This is a genomic window from Myxococcales bacterium, assembly GCA_016706225.1.
Lineage (GTDB): Bacteria > Myxococcota_A > Polyangia > Polyangiales > Polyangiaceae > JADJKB01.
In genome coordinates, this window is record JADJKB010000021.1 from 270,801 (window position 1) to 285,588 (window position 14,788).

14 protein-coding genes are annotated in these 14,788 nt (G+C 65.8%); 9 read left to right on the plus strand and 5 right to left on the minus strand.

Going from position 1 to position 14,788, the window contains the following annotated elements:
- Position 1: 1 nt before the first annotated feature.
- Positions 2-2,074, minus strand: a complete 2,073-nt coding sequence (locus tag IPI67_25960) for a hypothetical protein (protein MBK7583626.1) — start codon at positions 2,072-2,074, stop codon at positions 2-4.
- 182 nt (positions 2,075-2,256) lie between these two features.
- On the opposite strand from IPI67_25960, the gene IPI67_25965 reads away from it, so the two are divergent.
- The 4 genes from IPI67_25965 to IPI67_25980 all read left to right on the plus strand — a co-directional run bounded on the left by IPI67_25965 (position 2,257) and on the right by IPI67_25980 (position 5,563).
- Entirely contained in the window at positions 2,257-2,547 is a 291-nt protein-coding gene (locus IPI67_25965; protein ID MBK7583627.1) for a hypothetical protein, read from the plus strand.
- 11 nt (positions 2,548-2,558) lie between these two features.
- Positions 2,559-2,879, plus strand: a complete 321-nt coding sequence (locus IPI67_25970; protein ID MBK7583628.1) for a hypothetical protein — start codon at positions 2,559-2,561, stop codon at positions 2,877-2,879.
- 115 nt (positions 2,880-2,994) lie between these two features.
- The gene (locus tag IPI67_25975; GenBank protein MBK7583629.1) at positions 2,995-4,284 is read left to right on the plus strand and encodes a hypothetical protein; all 1,290 of its coding nucleotides are present in this window, start codon (positions 2,995-2,997) and stop codon (positions 4,282-4,284) included.
- A gap of 178 nt (positions 4,285-4,462) precedes the next feature.
- The gene (locus IPI67_25980) at positions 4,463-5,563 is read left to right on the plus strand and encodes a hypothetical protein (GenBank protein MBK7583630.1); all 1,101 of its coding nucleotides are present in this window, start codon (positions 4,463-4,465) and stop codon (positions 5,561-5,563) included.
- A 25-nt stretch (positions 5,564-5,588) separates the two neighbouring features.
- Here IPI67_25980 and IPI67_25985 read toward each other — a convergent pair whose 3' ends face one another.
- Both IPI67_25985 and IPI67_25990 read right to left on the minus strand, forming a co-directional pair.
- Entirely contained in the window at positions 5,589-6,302 is a 714-nt protein-coding gene (locus tag IPI67_25985; GenBank protein MBK7583631.1) for a hypothetical protein, read from the minus strand.
- Positions 6,292-6,756 (minus strand): hypothetical protein, encoded by a 465-nt coding sequence (locus IPI67_25990; GenBank protein MBK7583632.1) that lies wholly within the window; start codon positions 6,754-6,756, stop codon positions 6,292-6,294. The genes IPI67_25985 and IPI67_25990 overlap by 11 nt, the downstream gene beginning before the upstream one ends.
- 446 nt (positions 6,757-7,202) lie before the next feature.
- On the opposite strand from IPI67_25990, the gene IPI67_25995 reads away from it, so the two are divergent.
- On the plus strand, positions 7,203-8,018 hold the full coding sequence (locus IPI67_25995) for a hypothetical protein (GenBank protein ID MBK7583633.1): 816 nt from the start codon (positions 7,203-7,205) through the stop codon (positions 8,016-8,018).
- A gap of 17 nt (positions 8,019-8,035) precedes the next feature.
- Here IPI67_25995 and IPI67_26000 read toward each other — a convergent pair whose 3' ends face one another.
- Positions 8,036-9,376, minus strand: a complete 1,341-nt coding sequence (locus IPI67_26000) for a sigma-54-dependent Fis family transcriptional regulator (protein MBK7583634.1) — start codon at positions 9,374-9,376, stop codon at positions 8,036-8,038.
- Positions 9,354-10,982 (minus strand): hypothetical protein, encoded by a 1,629-nt coding sequence (locus IPI67_26005; protein ID MBK7583635.1) that lies wholly within the window; start codon positions 10,980-10,982, stop codon positions 9,354-9,356. Before IPI67_26005 ends, IPI67_26000 begins: the two co-directional genes overlap by 23 nt.
- 574 nt (positions 10,983-11,556) lie before the next feature.
- Between IPI67_26005 and IPI67_26010 the strand changes: the two genes are divergently transcribed.
- From IPI67_26010 to IPI67_26025, 4 genes are read left to right on the plus strand one after another with little or no spacing between them, the layout of a single operon-like run.
- Positions 11,557-12,036, plus strand: coding sequence for a DUF1232 domain-containing protein (locus IPI67_26010; protein ID MBK7583636.1), 480 nt, complete (start codon positions 11,557-11,559; stop codon positions 12,034-12,036).
- 4 nt (positions 12,037-12,040) lie between these two features.
- Positions 12,041-13,249 carry a polysulfide reductase NrfD gene (nrfD, locus tag IPI67_26015; protein MBK7583637.1) on the plus strand — a complete coding sequence of 403 codons (1,209 nt, stop codon included), beginning with the start codon at positions 12,041-12,043 and terminating at the stop codon, positions 13,247-13,249.
- Positions 13,250-13,252: 3 nt separating this feature from the next.
- A complete protein-coding gene (locus IPI67_26020; GenBank protein ID MBK7583638.1) occupies positions 13,253-13,813 on the plus strand; it encodes a hypothetical protein in 561 nt (186 codons plus the stop codon).
- The gene (locus IPI67_26025) at positions 13,813-14,775 is read left to right on the plus strand and encodes a 4Fe-4S dicluster domain-containing protein (protein MBK7583639.1); all 963 of its coding nucleotides are present in this window, start codon (positions 13,813-13,815) and stop codon (positions 14,773-14,775) included. The genes IPI67_26020 and IPI67_26025 overlap by 1 nt, the downstream gene beginning before the upstream one ends.
- The last annotated feature ends 13 nt before the right edge of the window (positions 14,776-14,788 follow it).

Here is a 14,788-nt window from a genome sequence, read left to right on the forward strand (position 1 = left end):
CTCACCGTGACTTGCCCGCAACATCGGGCAATCGCGCCTTCATCGCGGTCCACGTCCACTCGGAATCGGCCCACGGCACCGGTTCCGGAGCGTCGAAGCCACCGGAGCAGACAAGCTGTCCCGCGCCGGTCACCGCGCAGACCTGGTGCGGCCCCACCGCAACATGCACGACGTCTCGCAACGTGCCGGGGAGCTGGAGCGGGCTCGTGGGCGATGGCGGCTGCGGCGGAGCCGTCGGCTCATCCCGCGTCTCGAGCACGACCGTCTTGCACCGCGTCGTTCCATCAGCGCGGCTCCCGCACACTGCCGACGCTCCGGTCCAGATCTTCGTCGCCCCTTGGAGCTCCGGCACGGCCTGCTCGATACGCTGTGAGCGCTCCACGTCTTCGTAGTCCTTGAACGAATGGAGCGACGTGCAGGTCACACGGCCGTCGCTCATCCGGAGGCAAGGCCCGGAGAGCTGAGCGACGCCCTGGGCCACGCGGGGGCTCACGTCGGGCTTTTTTGCACCCACGGCGCGGCGCCCGACACACAGGACCTTCTGTTCGATGCGAGCGCAGACCGAGTCGGCGTCGATGGAAACCTCGGAGGCACCCCGGAGCTGAGCGATCTCGGTGGTCGGTCGAGGCGCGCCGGCGCCGGCGAGTTTGCCCCAACACACCACCTTGGCGTCGTGGATCACAGCGCAGGTCGCATCGTCGTGGGCGGCCAGCTGTGTTGCGCCGTCGACGCCCGCAACGCGGGTCATGAGCTCATTCTTGTTCCCCGCGCGGCCCAGCGCACCGCCGCTGGGATCACCAAAACAATGCACTGCCCCCAGCTCGGTCCGAACACAGGTGTGCCGCTCCCCGAGCGCCAGCTCGACGACGGGGCCAAGATCGTCGATGGGCTCGGGCTCCACCACGCGCACGCTGCTCTTCGAGCGCCCGAGCTGCCCAGCCTGGTTGTCGCCCCAGCACCAGGCGTTCCTGTGCTGGATCGCACACGCATGCCGACCACCGAGGGCGACCGCCGTCGCGCGCGTCAGCGACACGCGCCGAGACACGAGCTGCTCGGGCGGCGTCGGGGTCACCCGACCCCAACACGAGACCTTGCCGGCCGACTCGAGGGCGCAGGCGTGGGAATCCCCGACCGAGAGCGCCGCCACACTCTCGAGGCCCGACACTCTCGTGGGCTGTCCGCGAAGCTCACCGGAGTAGAGCGTGCCGGCGTCGGCGTTGTCATCGTACTTCTGTCGCCACCACCAGCACTCCACGTGATCCTTGGCGAGCTGCGCGCAGCCGATTTCGCGGCCTGCCCCCATGCTCAGGAGCGACGGATGGGTCGCGATGACGTCCCAGTTCATCTTCGCGCTCGGGTCGGCGTCGTCTCGAGCACAGGCCAACCTCCCGTCAGCGAAGTGCACGCACAACCGCTCGCCGCCCGCGATCTCCTTCACACCGCTCGCGACGCGAACCCGCTCGCCGCTCATGCCCCAGCACACCACCTCGCGGTTGGCCAGCAGCCCACACAGCCACTGCCCGCCGCCGATGCGTGCGAGCGCCAGCGTGCTGGCCTTGCCCGCCTCGGGAAAATCCAAGCGTAGGATCTTGTCGGCGGCCGTCGCGGGTGCCCTCCATTTGGAGTGCACGTCGCACCGAACCCGCCCGTCGTCCCCCCGCCCGCACGCGAGGCCATCGTGGGCGAGATGCAAGGACGCGGGCGCGAGAGGCGGGACGGGTGCGTCGACGAACCGCGACTCGAGCACCGAAGACGTCCAGCGGCTCCGAGCGTCCTTCACCCACACACGACCTTCGACGACCTGGAGATCGCGGAGCCCTCGAGTTGGGAGCGGTTTGGGCGCCTCGAGATCGAGCGCACCCCCTCGGTTCGCGGAAAAACACACCCCTTGCCCGTCCGCGTAGCGCGCGCACACGACACCCACGCCGGACGAGAGCTCGACGACCCCGTCGCCGCGCGGGGCCGGCGCGGGTCCTGTGCGCGGAGGCTGCGTGTCCCGGGCGATCTGGGTCGCCGCCGGCGCACAGGCAGCTGCGAGCCCGATGAGCACGACGACGAGCGTTGAGCGGCGCATACCGGGACAGCGTATCAACTCTGGTCTGCGCGGAAGTGCGCCCCTCGGCTGGAAACGAAGCGCGAACACGGGTCAGTGCGTTGCTGCAGGCGAGCGTGGACGGCTGCCCGCACCTTCCTGATTGCGCGAGCCAAACTCTCGTGATACTGAACTGATACTCAGTGCCAAAAAGAGTACAAACCATGACAATCACGCAAGATCGCGCAGCCTCGGCCGGGAACGTCAACTTCGACGAGGCACCCATCGTTCAGGCCCAGATCGAAGGCGTCGACTACCGGATCGACACGGGCTTCGGCTCCGCGGTGGCCATCTCGACCCGCGCACCGGGAAGTTGGCTCTGGACGGTGCTGGCCGACGGCAAATGGGACGGGCTGCGACTCCGCGCCAAATCGATGGACCGCCCGGTGGTCGACGTGCTCGAGCGGGCGCTTGGCGAGGCGATGCGAGAACAGAACGCGAACGACGACGCCTAGAGGGAACCAGCATGTCGCAAGATGATGCGAACGAACGACGAGTGCTGTCCCGCAAGGAGCTCGCTCGCGAGTTGCGCCAGCAGGCGTACCAGAGAGCGAAGGAACGGCGCGCGAAGGACCCGCGGGTGCTCGCCATGAAAGAGGCAGCGAAGGCGCAGCGGCGGGAGCTCTATCGGCAGGTGAAGGACAAAAGGAGCGCCGCCGCCGCGGAGCAGAAGCGTGCCGTCAAAGCCAAGCGGCAGCAGGAGACCACGGACAAGCGAGCAGCCGCGGATGCGGGTCTGATGCAGCTGATCGTCTGCACGGCCAAGGGGTCGAGCGCGCAGAACTGAGCCGACCGAGGCCGCAAGCCCGGGACGGGAATCGTTTGGAGCGGCGCTGATCCGCGACCGTGAGCTGCCACGCGGCCTTGCAATCGCTGGACGCTGCCGTACTCTCGAAGCGCTCATGTTCGTCCGTCGACTGCTCAGCGCGGCCTTCACCGCGGCGTTGTCGGGTGCGACGTGGGTCACGGGCTGTGGCGACGACAGCGGCGACGGTAACGCCGCTGGCGGCCAGGGTGGCGCGCAAGGAGATGCCGCGGGGGACACAGGCGCCAATCTCGACGCGTCATCGTCCGACGGCGACGGCTCGCCAGACACCGGCGTGTCACCCGACTCAGGCCCGACCCCACCGGCGTACGACCCCTGCGCCAGCGCGGCGTGCTGGAATGTGCCGACGCTCGGCGCGTGCGGCGACAAGCTCATCCAAGAGAATTTCGCCAGCGGCAACTACAACATCCATCGGGCGCTGCTCCTGGCGCCCGCCGGCGTCGAAATCACGCTCACCGCCACCCGCACCGCGGGCTCCTGGGGTCCCGCCCTCATCGTGCACGACGAACAGGGCAGCACGGTCTTCGACTCCGGGACCCCCTACTCGAGCAGCGCGCTCCAAGTCACCGCAGTCTCACCAGCGCCCGGACCGGACTCGCTGGGGGTGAAGCTGACGGCGTCCACGCGCATGCACCTGTCGGTGTTCATGACTGGTGCGAACGTGGTTTCTAGCGCCTTCAAAGACTCGTTGCCAGCGGATGCAAAGTACACCCTGCACACCAGCGTCGCCTGTGCGCCCCCGGGGGCGCTGACGGTGAACGGCGTCAAGCTCGACAGCGAGCAGGAGCTGTGGGTGCGCTACATCGCAAGAGAGATCGTGCCCAAGCTGCCGGGGACGGCTGCCGAGCGCGTCGACAAGGGCGCCTACGTGACCTGGTGGTCGCTGAAGGAGGGCGTCCTCAACGTCAACAATCCGCTCTCGTATTCCAACTGCAGCGTCCCCCCGGACCAACACATCGGTCCGCTCGAGCTGTGCCCCGACCCGAAGCACGCCTGGCAGGTCGGGCTCTCCGCCGTGCAGGCGACCTACAACACCCTCGCCGGCACCGAGAAGCTCGCGCTCTCACTGTTCCCCGGCGACACCATCGAAGACATCTTGCGCGACGCCGCCGTGACGGCGGGTTTCGGCGAGACCACCGAGCAGGCGAAGGCGATCACGGCTTCGACCGATCGGCTCCGGGTGTCCTGGCTGCTGCGGCAGAGCCCCGTAGGGTTCGCAGCCGAATACTCGCCCGTGTACAACCAGTGCTTTGCTGGCGCCCCCGCGACGTGGTGTTTCAACTTCGCCCCCTTCGCACCGAATCTGGCCGGCGCCCAGAAGTCCGTTGCAGACCTGAAGGCGATCTTTCAGAGCCTGGCACCCTGACGCGCGAGCTCAGGCGACGCTTCTCGGGTGCGCGCCGGCCCACGCCTGAGTACGCTGCGCTGGATCATGTCCATCCGCTCGACCCTGACCCCGATCGCCGCCGTGTTGTGTAGCAAGCTCCAGGCTGACTTCACCGCCAAGCTCGAGCTGGCACTGGGTTGCCTCGGGAGCTGAATCGATGCTGAGCTCGCGACCCAAGCTCGCAGTCGCGTTCTCAGTCGCCGCCGCGCTGTTTGCGGTTTCACGCTCCGGCTCGGCTCAGACACCGAGCCGCGAGGCCGAGCAGGGCTTGGGCCTGCTGCGCTCGCAGGGCTGCCTGGCTTGCCACACCCTGGATGGCAGTCGCCAGGTGGGTCCAACCCTCCTGGGTCTCTGGGGGAGCTCCCGCTCGGTCAAGACCGGCGAGAGCCTGCGAGTCGTCAGCGTGGATGCCAGCTACGTCGAGCGCTCACTGAAGGAGCCGGATGCCGACGTCGTAGAGGGTTTCCCGGCCGGGGTGATGCCGAAGTTCGCGCTGAGCGACGCCGACTCTCGGGCGATCGTCGCCGCGCTGACCCACCTGTCTCAGAACGCCAAACCCAAGCCGCGTGGCTCACTGCTGAGCCTGGGCCTGGCAGCGCTCGCGTTCGTCGTGCTGCACCTCGGGATGTCGTCGCACCCGTTGCGCTCGCGCGCGACGTCGAAGCTCGGGGCCAACGCGTTCATGGGGCTGTACTCACTGGTGATCCTGGGGGTGTTCGGCTGGCTGCTGCACGCCTGGAGCACGGCGCCATACCTGCAGCTGTGGGCGTCACCGGCCTGGACGCGTCATGTGCCACTAGTCAGCATGCCGCTGATCTTCGTGCTCATGATCGCCGGTTACACCACGAAGAACCCCGCCAGCGCCGGCCAAGAATCCGCGCTCGAAAAACCGGATGCGGCGACCGGCATCCTGCGCATCACCCGGCATCCGGCCAACGTCGCCAACGCCCTCTGGGGATTCGTGCATCTGCCGCCCAACGGCGACTTTGCATCCCTGTGCCTGTTCGGCAGCATCTCGCTCCTCGCCATCGTCGGGACCTTGCACATCGAGCGTCGACGACGCCGGGCCCACGGAGCGGCCTGGGAGGCCTTTGCACGGGTGACGTCGATCGTGCCTTTTGTCGCCATTTTGCGCGGGCGCAACCAGCTCCGGTTGTCGGAGATCGGAGCCTGGCGGGTGCTGCTCGGCTTGGCGATCTTCGTGATCGCCCTCGCCTCGCACACCTACTTGATCGGGGCTTCCCCCTACCCGCTCTGACGACTCGATGACAGCGGCGCGGCGCTCAGCCGGCGCTCGCGGCGTTGATACAGTTCGTGTAGACCTTGAACTCGGCGCCGCAACCGATCGACAACGCGTACCCAACGACACACGTGATGGGTTTGCCGTTGGCGCACGTGACGAAGTTCTTCCACTCGTCGTCGCACCCGATCCCGGTGGCTCCCGCCCACTGGCAGTTGGTGTTGCACTCGGCTTTGGGGAGGTTGTTCGCGCAGCTCTTGGCCGTCACGGCATCACAGTAGCTGACGCAGGGCCCCACGATGGCGGGGTTGGGGTTCTCCCCGACGGCGCAGTTGAGGGCGTTCAAGTTGGCGATCGCGCAATCGACGATCACCGGATCGCCGGCGCCGTTGCAGGTCGCCTTCTTGCCGTCGGCGCAGTCGAAGTACGCCTTGCCGGTGGGGTCACACTTGGGCGAGGACGTCAGCGCCTTACAGGTGACCATGCAGCCCGCCTTGGTCAGCCCGTTGGAGCACCCGACGGCCACGAGCGTGTTGCAGGTCGCGTCACAACGGTCGACCAGGTTGCTGCCGCCGCTGCCACCTCCGCTGCCGCCGCCTCCGGTCGACACGCCAGCGCTACCCCCGGTGGATACTCCACCCGTCCCTGCGCCGCCCGCGCCCCCGCCTCCTGAGCTCGGCTCGGCGGTCGACGAGCTGCTGCAGGCAGCCAGCGCGAAAACGCCAACCAGGAACAGGCTCGTGGATCTACGTGACATGGTCTTCCTTTCGCAAAGCCGTGCGGTCCCCGGGTACAGGTCCTCCCCGCGCGGGAGCCTCACGGGCAATCATCCTTGCACGCGGTCTGGGTGCAAACGCGCAGGGCCAGGAAGAGACTCGCTTGGGCCCGCAAGCGTCCGCACAGCCGCCGGCGTCGCCACACGTGACGGCGCAGCCCAGCGCCAGCACGCACGCATCGTCACACAGGCAAGCCTCCAGCGCTGCCGCGCAGTGTTGCGCCGAGCACTTGCAGCAGTTGGTCTTGTCGAACCCGCACAGGTTTCCGCCATCTCCGCAGACCGCGGCATCCCCAGCCCCGCCCGCGCCCGCACCACTGCTTCCTCCGCTGCCACCGCCCGCAGCACCCCCCCCGCCGCCGCCGCCCGGGTTGGTCGTGTTGCTGCTGCAACCGAGCAGCATCACCAGCGTGAGCAGGGATAGCTTCCCAGTCATAAGTCGAGGCTACGACCGATGCGGAGACCGGGCAAGCAAGCCGCGGAGGGGCACTCCTTGCGGCTCTGCACGCCGTCAAAGCTCAACCTGAACGCGTTTCTCTGACTGCATTCGTTGGTAATGCCTGGACTGCTCGGCTGGCGGCGCCATGCCTGGTTGCTCTACCGCATACGCGCCGCCGGGGCCTCGCAGGCCGAAACCGTCCCCTGCGGGCGGCATGCCGTTCGTCTTCGTGGCAAGCGCGAAGCAACAGGGGTTGCCCGCCAAGCAATCGACGGTCGCGAACACGTGTGACCTGACGTGCAGCCAGCGCTACTGCTCCGCGCCGCTGGCCTTGGTCGCGGCAGGGGCGCAAGGATTTCCGGCCATGCGCTGCGGGCATTCTCCGAAAAATTGCCATCACTCCGATGACGGGCCGGGCTCGACGTGGCACGCTGGTCCGAACAATGCGCATCCTGATCGCTGCGCTCGTCGGCATTCTGGGCCTTCCTCCTTGCTCTGGCGCGCGCGCATCCCACGGCAAGGGGAACCTCGTGGTGGAGAACGGGTCGAGCGTCGACCTCTCGTTCGAGTTCACCGCCGCTGGCGAGCGCGTGGCGGGCTGTTTCTGGGTGCTCAGAGGTCGAAGCACGACGTTCGAACTCCCGTCCGGAGACCTCGAGTGGGCGTATACGATTTCCGGGACGCGCTACTCGAGTAGAGCAGTTATCTTGACTAGCCACCCGAGCGCTCTCAGCTGCCGAACCACTCAGGCGAGGTTGGGTGGAGACGTCGCTACCTGCGAGTCTGCGGATGCACCTGCGGTGCTGCCACCGCAAGACTCGATTGCAGCGCTCACCGACGCGACGTTCGGCTTCCTGGAAGCGCTCGGCAAACAGCTCCAGAAGGGAGACGAGAAGTCGTTGGGCGGTCTCGTAAGACCCCCGTTCGACGTCGAGTGGGCCGGGGAAACTCCCGGCGAGCGCCGAGTGAAGAGCGCGAGGCATCTCATCGAAGTCCGCGAACACCTCGAACTAGACACCCAGTCGCTCCAGGCAGCGCGGGCGCGCGCAGCGGACCCGCGCACCGGTGAGGACGATTGCGTCAAACACGAGGTCGATTGGTCGAAAGGCGGGCCGGCGCTCAGCTGCGAGGGTCGCAGCGTGACCCTGCTTTTGCGTCCCACGGCCGCTTGCGGGAAGTTCCCGCACATCAACTCCTGGCAGCTGACGAGCGAAGACCGCAACTGGCATTTGACGGGAAAAGGCGTGAAAACTCCCTAGCTCGCTGCCACGCTCGCTCATCGCGGCTTCAGTTTTTCGCGCAGAGTCTTGCGGTCGATGCCCAGCACACGTGCCGCTTGGGTGCGATTACCGCTGACGCTGTCGAGCACCTTCTGGATGTGCTCGCGTTCGACCTGCTCGAGGGCGCGAGGGGTCCTCTCACTGGCCGGTGCCAGGTGGCGCATGTGCGGTGGAAGATCCACAACATCGATGCGGCCTCGATCGGCCATCACCACCAGGTGATGCATGAGGTTCTCCAACTCGCGCACGTTGCCGGGCCAAGAGTGGGCCTCCATCGCGCAGATCGCTGGTTCGGACAGTTCGGGTGGGGGTCGGTCCTGCTCGTCGGCGAAGCGTGCAAGGAAGTGGCGCGCGAGTAAGATCAAATCGTCGCCTCGTTCGCGCAACGGCGGGACGTCAATCGTCACGACGCTCAATCGATAGAACAGGTCTTCTCGGAAGGTGCCCTCGCTGATCATGGCGGCCAAATCACGACTCGTGGCCGCAATGATTCGCACGTCCACCTTGCGGGGGCGTGTTGCGCCGAGCATGTAGACCTGACGGTCTTGCAGCACTCGTAAGAGCTTCACTTGGAGCTTCGGTCCGAGCTCGCTGACTTCGTCCAAGAACAACGTGCCACCGTCGCTTGCTTGAAAAAACCCGGGGTGGTCGGTGTTTGCGCCCGTGAACGCCCCTCTCGCGTGGCCGAACAACTCGCTCTCGAAGAGCTCTTGGGGAATGGCGCCACAATTGACCGGAACCAGCGGCGCCTGTCGCCGCGAACTCTCGACGTGAATGGCCCGCGCGACCAGCTCCTTGCCTACTCCACTCTCGCCGGTCAGCAGCACTCCCGCGTTGCTGGCAGCGACCCTGCTGATCTGGGCAAACACCTGGCGGATGGGCCGCGAGATGCCAATCATTCCGTGCTTCGCCACGTTCGCTTGCACCGCGTCGTCCAGGCCGAGCACGCGGCGAGTCAGGCCGCGCAGCGCGCGCTGTGCCGCCTGGATCAGCTCCAGCTCCGTGTACGGCTTGCCCAGGTACTCATCGGCCCCGAACTTCACTGCGGATACTGCGTTGTCCACGTCGGGAAAGCCCGTGATGACCATGACCGCGGTGGCCGCGAAATTTTCGTGTACGTAGCGGACGAGCTCGAGCCCGCTGGCGTTGGGCATGCGCATGTCCGTGACGACCAGATCGAAGCGTCCAAGGGCCAGCAGCTCGACCGCTTCTTCGACACTCGCGGCGATTCGCACCGTGTGCCCGTGCGCACTCAAATGGCGACGGGCAAGCTCGCGAGAGTCTTCGCTGTCGTCAACGACGAGCGTCGTTGCTTTAAGCGGGGTGTCCACCGGCATCGTCCCCTCTGGTTGTCGCGCCGGGCGGAGCGAGCGGCAGGCTTACCGAGATGGTCGTGCCCGCCCCGGGCACACTCTCCACTTCGATGCTCCCGCCGTGCAAGCTCACGATGTCGTGCACGATCGCCAGCCCCAGTCCTGTGCCTTCGCGCGCAGTCTTCGTGGTGAAGAAAGGCTCGAAGACTCGCGCACGCACTTCCTCGCTCATTCCCACGCCGCAGTCCTTGACCGAAATGACGAGGCCCGAACAGACCGCGCGCGTCTGGACCTGCAACTCCCCGCCGTCCGGCATGGCCTGAACCGCATTCCGCACCAGGTTCACGACCACCTGACAGATTTGGGTGCGGTCGCCGACGATGACCGGCACTGCCGGGTCTAGAGCGCAGCTCACCTGGACGCTCCGCGATATGCAGCGCTGCTCCACGAACGAGAGCGCTTCCTCCACGACGCGGTTCGGTTCCAGCTCCTGCCACCCGGCGGGAGACTGACGAGCCAGCAGCATCAAGCGACGCACGATTTCGCGCGCGTGTTTGGACGCGCATTCGATCCGATCGAGGTCCTTCTTCGCTTGCTCTGACAGGCTGGAGTCTTTGTGGAGCAGCTCCGTAAAGCCCACGATGGCCGTGAGAGGCTCCGTGAGTTCGTGCCCCAGCCCGGACGCCAGCGTGCCCACCGTCGCTAGGCGATCTGCATGGCGGAGCAGTCGCTGCGAGCTCACGTTGCTGGCGTGAAGTTGCAGGCGGCAGACCAGCGTTGTGATCTGTCGGGCTACCCCGGCAAGCAGGCGCGAAATGGAAGCGAGCGACTCATCGTCGGCCGCATGTTCAGCGTCGGACGTAAACGCCAGCTGGACGGACCCTCGGTTCTCTCCGCGGATCATGACATCGCGGGACACGGTGGAGGACATGCTGGACACGCTCGGACGTTCTTCCGCGCCGTAGGTCTGCCCGTCAATGACGATGCGGGCCGTCGTGTGCTCGGGCTCAGGGCAGCCGCTTGGCAGCGCCCGAGCGACGCGGTCCAGTGTCTGCTCGAGGGTCGCGTCTGGAAAGCTGACCAGCCGCGCCACTCGGTACAGCGTCCCGAGCTCGCGCGCGCGGACCTGAACCTTCCGCTGCGCTGACTGTTGCGCGACGGCAACGCCCAACAAACCTGCGAGGCTCGCGTAGAGTTCAGTCTGCTCGGCGGTGAACCACTGCGAGCGGCTGGTCCGAAGCATCATCAGCCCCTGAGCCCCTTCGCCCACCGCAAACGGGCTCAATACTGTCGACTTCACCTCGCACGCGGCGTCGTTGCTGCCCGCGAGGCGGATCTCGCTCGGCTTGCCGCCGAGCACTTGCGATCCGCGGGCGGACAGCAGCGGCCGCACGCACGCGAGACCACCCTCGAGTAGCGCAGGGCAGCGCACCCCGTCCGCCGCATTGCAGCATCCTGAAGCGAATCGAGGAGGCTTCACGGCTTCGGCAGCGCTCCCTTCGGGAACGAAAGTGCGCGGCCCGACGACGCCGACGCAGAAGAATCGGTCGCGCTCACGCAAACAAACGTCCACGGCGTCGGCCTCGCTGAAAGCCATGAAGGATTCACTCACCAGGCCAAGGAATTCCATTCTCGGCGCATCGAGCGCCGAAAGCCTGAGCAGTTCGCGCGACAGCGCTGCGATGTCGCGATTCGGTCCCAAAACATCCCTCCCGGTCCATGGATGGCCCGCGGAACTGCGAACCACTGGCGCGGAGTCGCTGGGTCTGGAACGACCTGCGGTCTGCCCCTCCCCCGACGAGTCCATTGATAGCACGCCCGCCGGGGTGGATCTCCCCAGCCGAGGAATTTTCTCTCGGCGGCGAAGGGCGACTCCGCTCCTCGTTCAGGCGTTGGGCCTGATGCAGCGCGCTGCGGGCGCTGGCATATCGCGTGCAAAGCATCTGCTTACGAAGGAGGGAGAACGATGGAGGCATGGATATATCTCGCGATCGCCGGAGCGGCGACGGCGGTCCCGGCAGTTGGACTCTCTATTGCTCGTTCACACGGATCTGGACCGCAGGGGGCCATCAACCGCGCTGGGTTCGCGCAAAATCCGCGCTGGTCGCTGCCGTCGGCGGCGCCGCAGCGGTGGTTCGCATCGGCAGGCAGCACGCAGCCCAGAAGCCCGCGGCCAGGGACGCGCCAGGGACGGAGACCGAGTAATGGCGGAGATGTCCACCGCGCTCCGGGGCATGATGGCGCGGGAGTACGAAGCGCGCTCCGTCGACGGTCAACTCGAGGCAGGCAGTCGCATTGCCCCAGCCGCTTCTGCGGCAGACCACGTGCGTCTGGGCCTCATTCAGCTGCTCCTGCCCGAGCTTGTCGGGGCAGTCGAGACGGTGATCGTGGAATCTACGGACAACGAGTCCGTGCGCGGCATGGCGGGCGGGCTACTCAGCTACGTCTGCAATCCACTCGACATGATCGGCGATGACCTGGCGCTGGGCCGCGTGGACGACGCGCTGATCTGTGCGCTCGGGCTCGAGCGACTTCGGCAGCTTCACCGCATCGAGCTCGCGCCGCGGACCGAGGCAGTGTGCAGAGTCACTGCGGACTGCCTTGGATATTTGAGCAACGATCTGCAACACAACATCGAGGACTTCATCTCGGATCTGGAGCGCTCGACGCGCGCCAAAAGGTAGTTGAATGTCAGGTGGCCTCGCCGATTTCATCGCTGCTGCGAAAGCTGTCCCCAGAGGCGGGCGGGGCTTCAAGACCTGGATCCTCTTCCTCTCGCTCGTGATTGGGCTCGGGATCTGGGCCTACACCATCCAGCTGAGGGACGGCCTCGTCGTCACCAACATGCGCAACCAAGTGGCTTGGGGATTCTACATCTCCAACTTCACTTTCCTCGTCGGGGTGGCGGCAGCCGCCGTGCTGCTGGTGATCCCGGCGTACGTCTACAACTTCAAGCCGATCAAGGAGATCGCGTTCTTGGGCGAGATGATGGCCATCACCGCCATCGTCATGTGCATTCTGTTCGTCTCGGTCGACGTCGGGAGCCCGCAGAACCTCTGGCACCTGCTTCCGGGCGTCGGGCGACCGAACTTCCCGATGTCGCTGCTCACCTGGGACATCCTGGTGCTGAACGGCTACCTCGTGATCAACGCCAGCGTGTTCTTTTTCATCCTCTACAAGGTCGCACACGGGGAAAAGTACACTCGCATCCTGCCCCTGATTCTTCTGAGCATCCCCTGGGCCGTTGGCATCCACACCGTCACGGCATTCCTCTACAACGGGCTCGTAGCACGCCCGTTCTGGAACGCGTCGATCCTGGCGCCGCGCTTCTTGGCCTCGGCGTTTTGCTCGGGACCTGCGCTCATGATCCTGGTGCTGCAGGTGGTGGGCAAGCAGTTCCGAATCGCCATCGACGAGCGAGCGCTGTTCAAGATCGCCGAGCTCGTTTCCTATGCACTGGCCTTCAACCTGTTCTTGTTTGCGGCCGAAGCTTTCAAGGAATTCTACGGCCAAAGCGTGCACATGGCGCCGATGCAGTACCTCTACTTCGGGCTGCACGGACACAATGCGCTGGTTCCGCTGATGTGGAGCGCGCTGGCGCTAAACTCTACCGCACTGACGCTGTTCATCATCCGAAAGACTCGAGAAAACAAGCGTTTCCTCAACATCGGCTGCGTGCTCATCCTGATCGGCGTCTACATCGAGAAGGGCCTCGGGCTGGTCGTACCCGGCTTCACCCCCGACGCCTTGGGTGAGATTTACGAGTACGTTCCGTCCCAGGTCGAGCTGGCCATTGCAGCTGGGATCTGGGCGAGCGGCGCGCTCGTGTACACACTTCTAGCCAAATTCAGCATCCCGGTCTTCATCAAGGCCGGCCAGTTCATCCAACACGAGTGAGGCATGGTGCGTCACCTGACTCAGTTGTCACTCGCTCTCGCCCTCCTCGGCGTCTGGCTGCCTTTCGTCGCGGCTTGTCACCAGCCCGAGCGTCATCGCGAGGACATCGCGAGCACGAATCCGGACCCTGCCTCGGTGCAGGTCGAGCACAGAACGCAGTACCTGGCCACCTACCCGTGTTCGGCCAGGTGCCACTCGAAACGCGCCGTCAACCCCGTGCAGCGTCAACTCGTGGACTTCCACAGCGTCCGCAACAAAGAACTCCACCACGGCGACTCGAAGGCGTGGTGTTACCAGTGCCACTCCGAGGGCAACATCGACCGCTTGGTGATCGCCAACGGTTCGCTCGTGACTTTCGACGAGGCTTATCTCCTATGTGGCTCCTGCCACGGCGACAAGTTGCGGGATTGGAAGACAGCTGTGCACGGCAAGACGATGGGCAACTGGACGGGAGCGCAGACTCGGCGCTCGTGCACTGCGTGCCACAACCCCCACAATCCGCCATTCAGCAAGCTCGAGCCCGAGGCCTCACCGGTTCCACCAGAGAAGGCCGGGAGCCTGTGATGGCGAAGTGTGACGAAAAACCTTGCTCGCCTTGCGCCGAAGCCCCTCCGAGCGAGGGGCAGCGCACCGAACAACTGGTCCAAATTCGGTTGAAACAGAAGGGCTCACGCCGCGCGTTCCTGGCCCAAGGCGCTCTGGCGGTGGCCGCCGCAGCGGCCAGCTCGGCCTGCGACAAACAGAAGTTCCACGCGCACTACAAGGAGCTGACGGAGGCTGACAAAAAGCAGCTCTTCGCCCGCCTCGAGGCGGAGGTGATGAAGCGGAGCGGCGTGAAGGTGAAGATTGGCGACCCCCAGCCAATGGATGGGGTGGAGTTCGCGTACGCGCTCGATCTGTCGCTGTGCAACGGCAACCGCCGCTGCGCCGAGGCTTGCGCGCGCGAAAACAACCTGCCCGACGAGCCAAAGTTCCGTTACATCCGGGTGATCGAGATGGACCGAGGCACCATCGATCTCGAGACTGGCAACCACTACTACAACCACGAGGAAGTGCCCGTGGCGGGCAAGGTCTACTTCCCGGTTCAGTGTCAGCATTGCGAGAACCCCCCGTGCACCAAGGTCTGTCCGGTTGGCGCAACCTGGAAAGAGCCCGATGGCCTCGTTGTCGTGGACTACGACTGGTGCATCGGCTGCCGCTACTGCATTGCGGCGTGCCCATATTTCGGGCGCCGCTTCAACTTCGCCGAACCGACCATCCGTCCCAGCCGGATCAACCCCGACCAGGGTTACCTCTCGAACCGGCTGCGCCCCGTTGGCACCGTGGAAAAGTGCACGTTCTGCCTCCACCGCACCCGAGTTGGTCGTTACCCCGCCTGCATGGAGGCCTGCCCTACGGGGGCCCGAAAGTTCGGCAACATGCGGGACCCCGCCGGCGAGATCCGGGTCATCCTCGAGCGCAAGCGAGTGTTCGTGCTGAAGGAAGAGCTCGGAACCCTGCCCCGCTTCTACTACTTCTACGGCTGACCCGAGCTCGCGG

Coding starts and splice junctions, on each gene's coding strand:
- IPI67_25960 (MBK7583626.1), bottom strand. CDS start 2,074: ATGCGCCGCTCAACGCTCGTCGTCGTGCTCATCGGGCTCGCAGCTGCC.
- IPI67_25965 (MBK7583627.1), top strand. CDS start 2,257: ATGACAATCACGCAAGATCGCGCAGCCTCGGCCGGGAACGTCAACTTC.
- IPI67_25970 (MBK7583628.1), top strand. CDS start 2,559: ATGTCGCAAGATGATGCGAACGAACGACGAGTGCTGTCCCGCAAGGAG.
- IPI67_25975 (MBK7583629.1), top strand. CDS start 2,995: ATGTTCGTCCGTCGACTGCTCAGCGCGGCCTTCACCGCGGCGTTGTCG.
- IPI67_25980 (MBK7583630.1), top strand. CDS start 4,463: ATGCTGAGCTCGCGACCCAAGCTCGCAGTCGCGTTCTCAGTCGCCGCC.
- IPI67_25985 (MBK7583631.1), bottom strand. CDS start 6,302: ATGTCACGTAGATCCACGAGCCTGTTCCTGGTTGGCGTTTTCGCGCTG.
- IPI67_25990 (MBK7583632.1), bottom strand. CDS start 6,756: ATGACTGGGAAGCTATCCCTGCTCACGCTGGTGATGCTGCTCGGTTGC.
- IPI67_25995 (MBK7583633.1), top strand. CDS start 7,203: ATGCGCATCCTGATCGCTGCGCTCGTCGGCATTCTGGGCCTTCCTCCT.
- IPI67_26000 (MBK7583634.1), bottom strand. CDS start 9,376: ATGCCGGTGGACACCCCGCTTAAAGCAACGACGCTCGTCGTTGACGAC.
- IPI67_26005 (MBK7583635.1), bottom strand. CDS start 10,982: ATGGAATTCCTTGGCCTGGTGAGTGAATCCTTCATGGCTTTCAGCGAG.
- IPI67_26010 (MBK7583636.1), top strand. CDS start 11,557: ATGGCGGAGATGTCCACCGCGCTCCGGGGCATGATGGCGCGGGAGTAC.
- nrfD (MBK7583637.1), top strand. CDS start 12,041: ATGTCAGGTGGCCTCGCCGATTTCATCGCTGCTGCGAAAGCTGTCCCC.
- IPI67_26020 (MBK7583638.1), top strand. CDS start 13,253: ATGGTGCGTCACCTGACTCAGTTGTCACTCGCTCTCGCCCTCCTCGGC.
- IPI67_26025 (MBK7583639.1), top strand. CDS start 13,813: ATGGCGAAGTGTGACGAAAAACCTTGCTCGCCTTGCGCCGAAGCCCCT.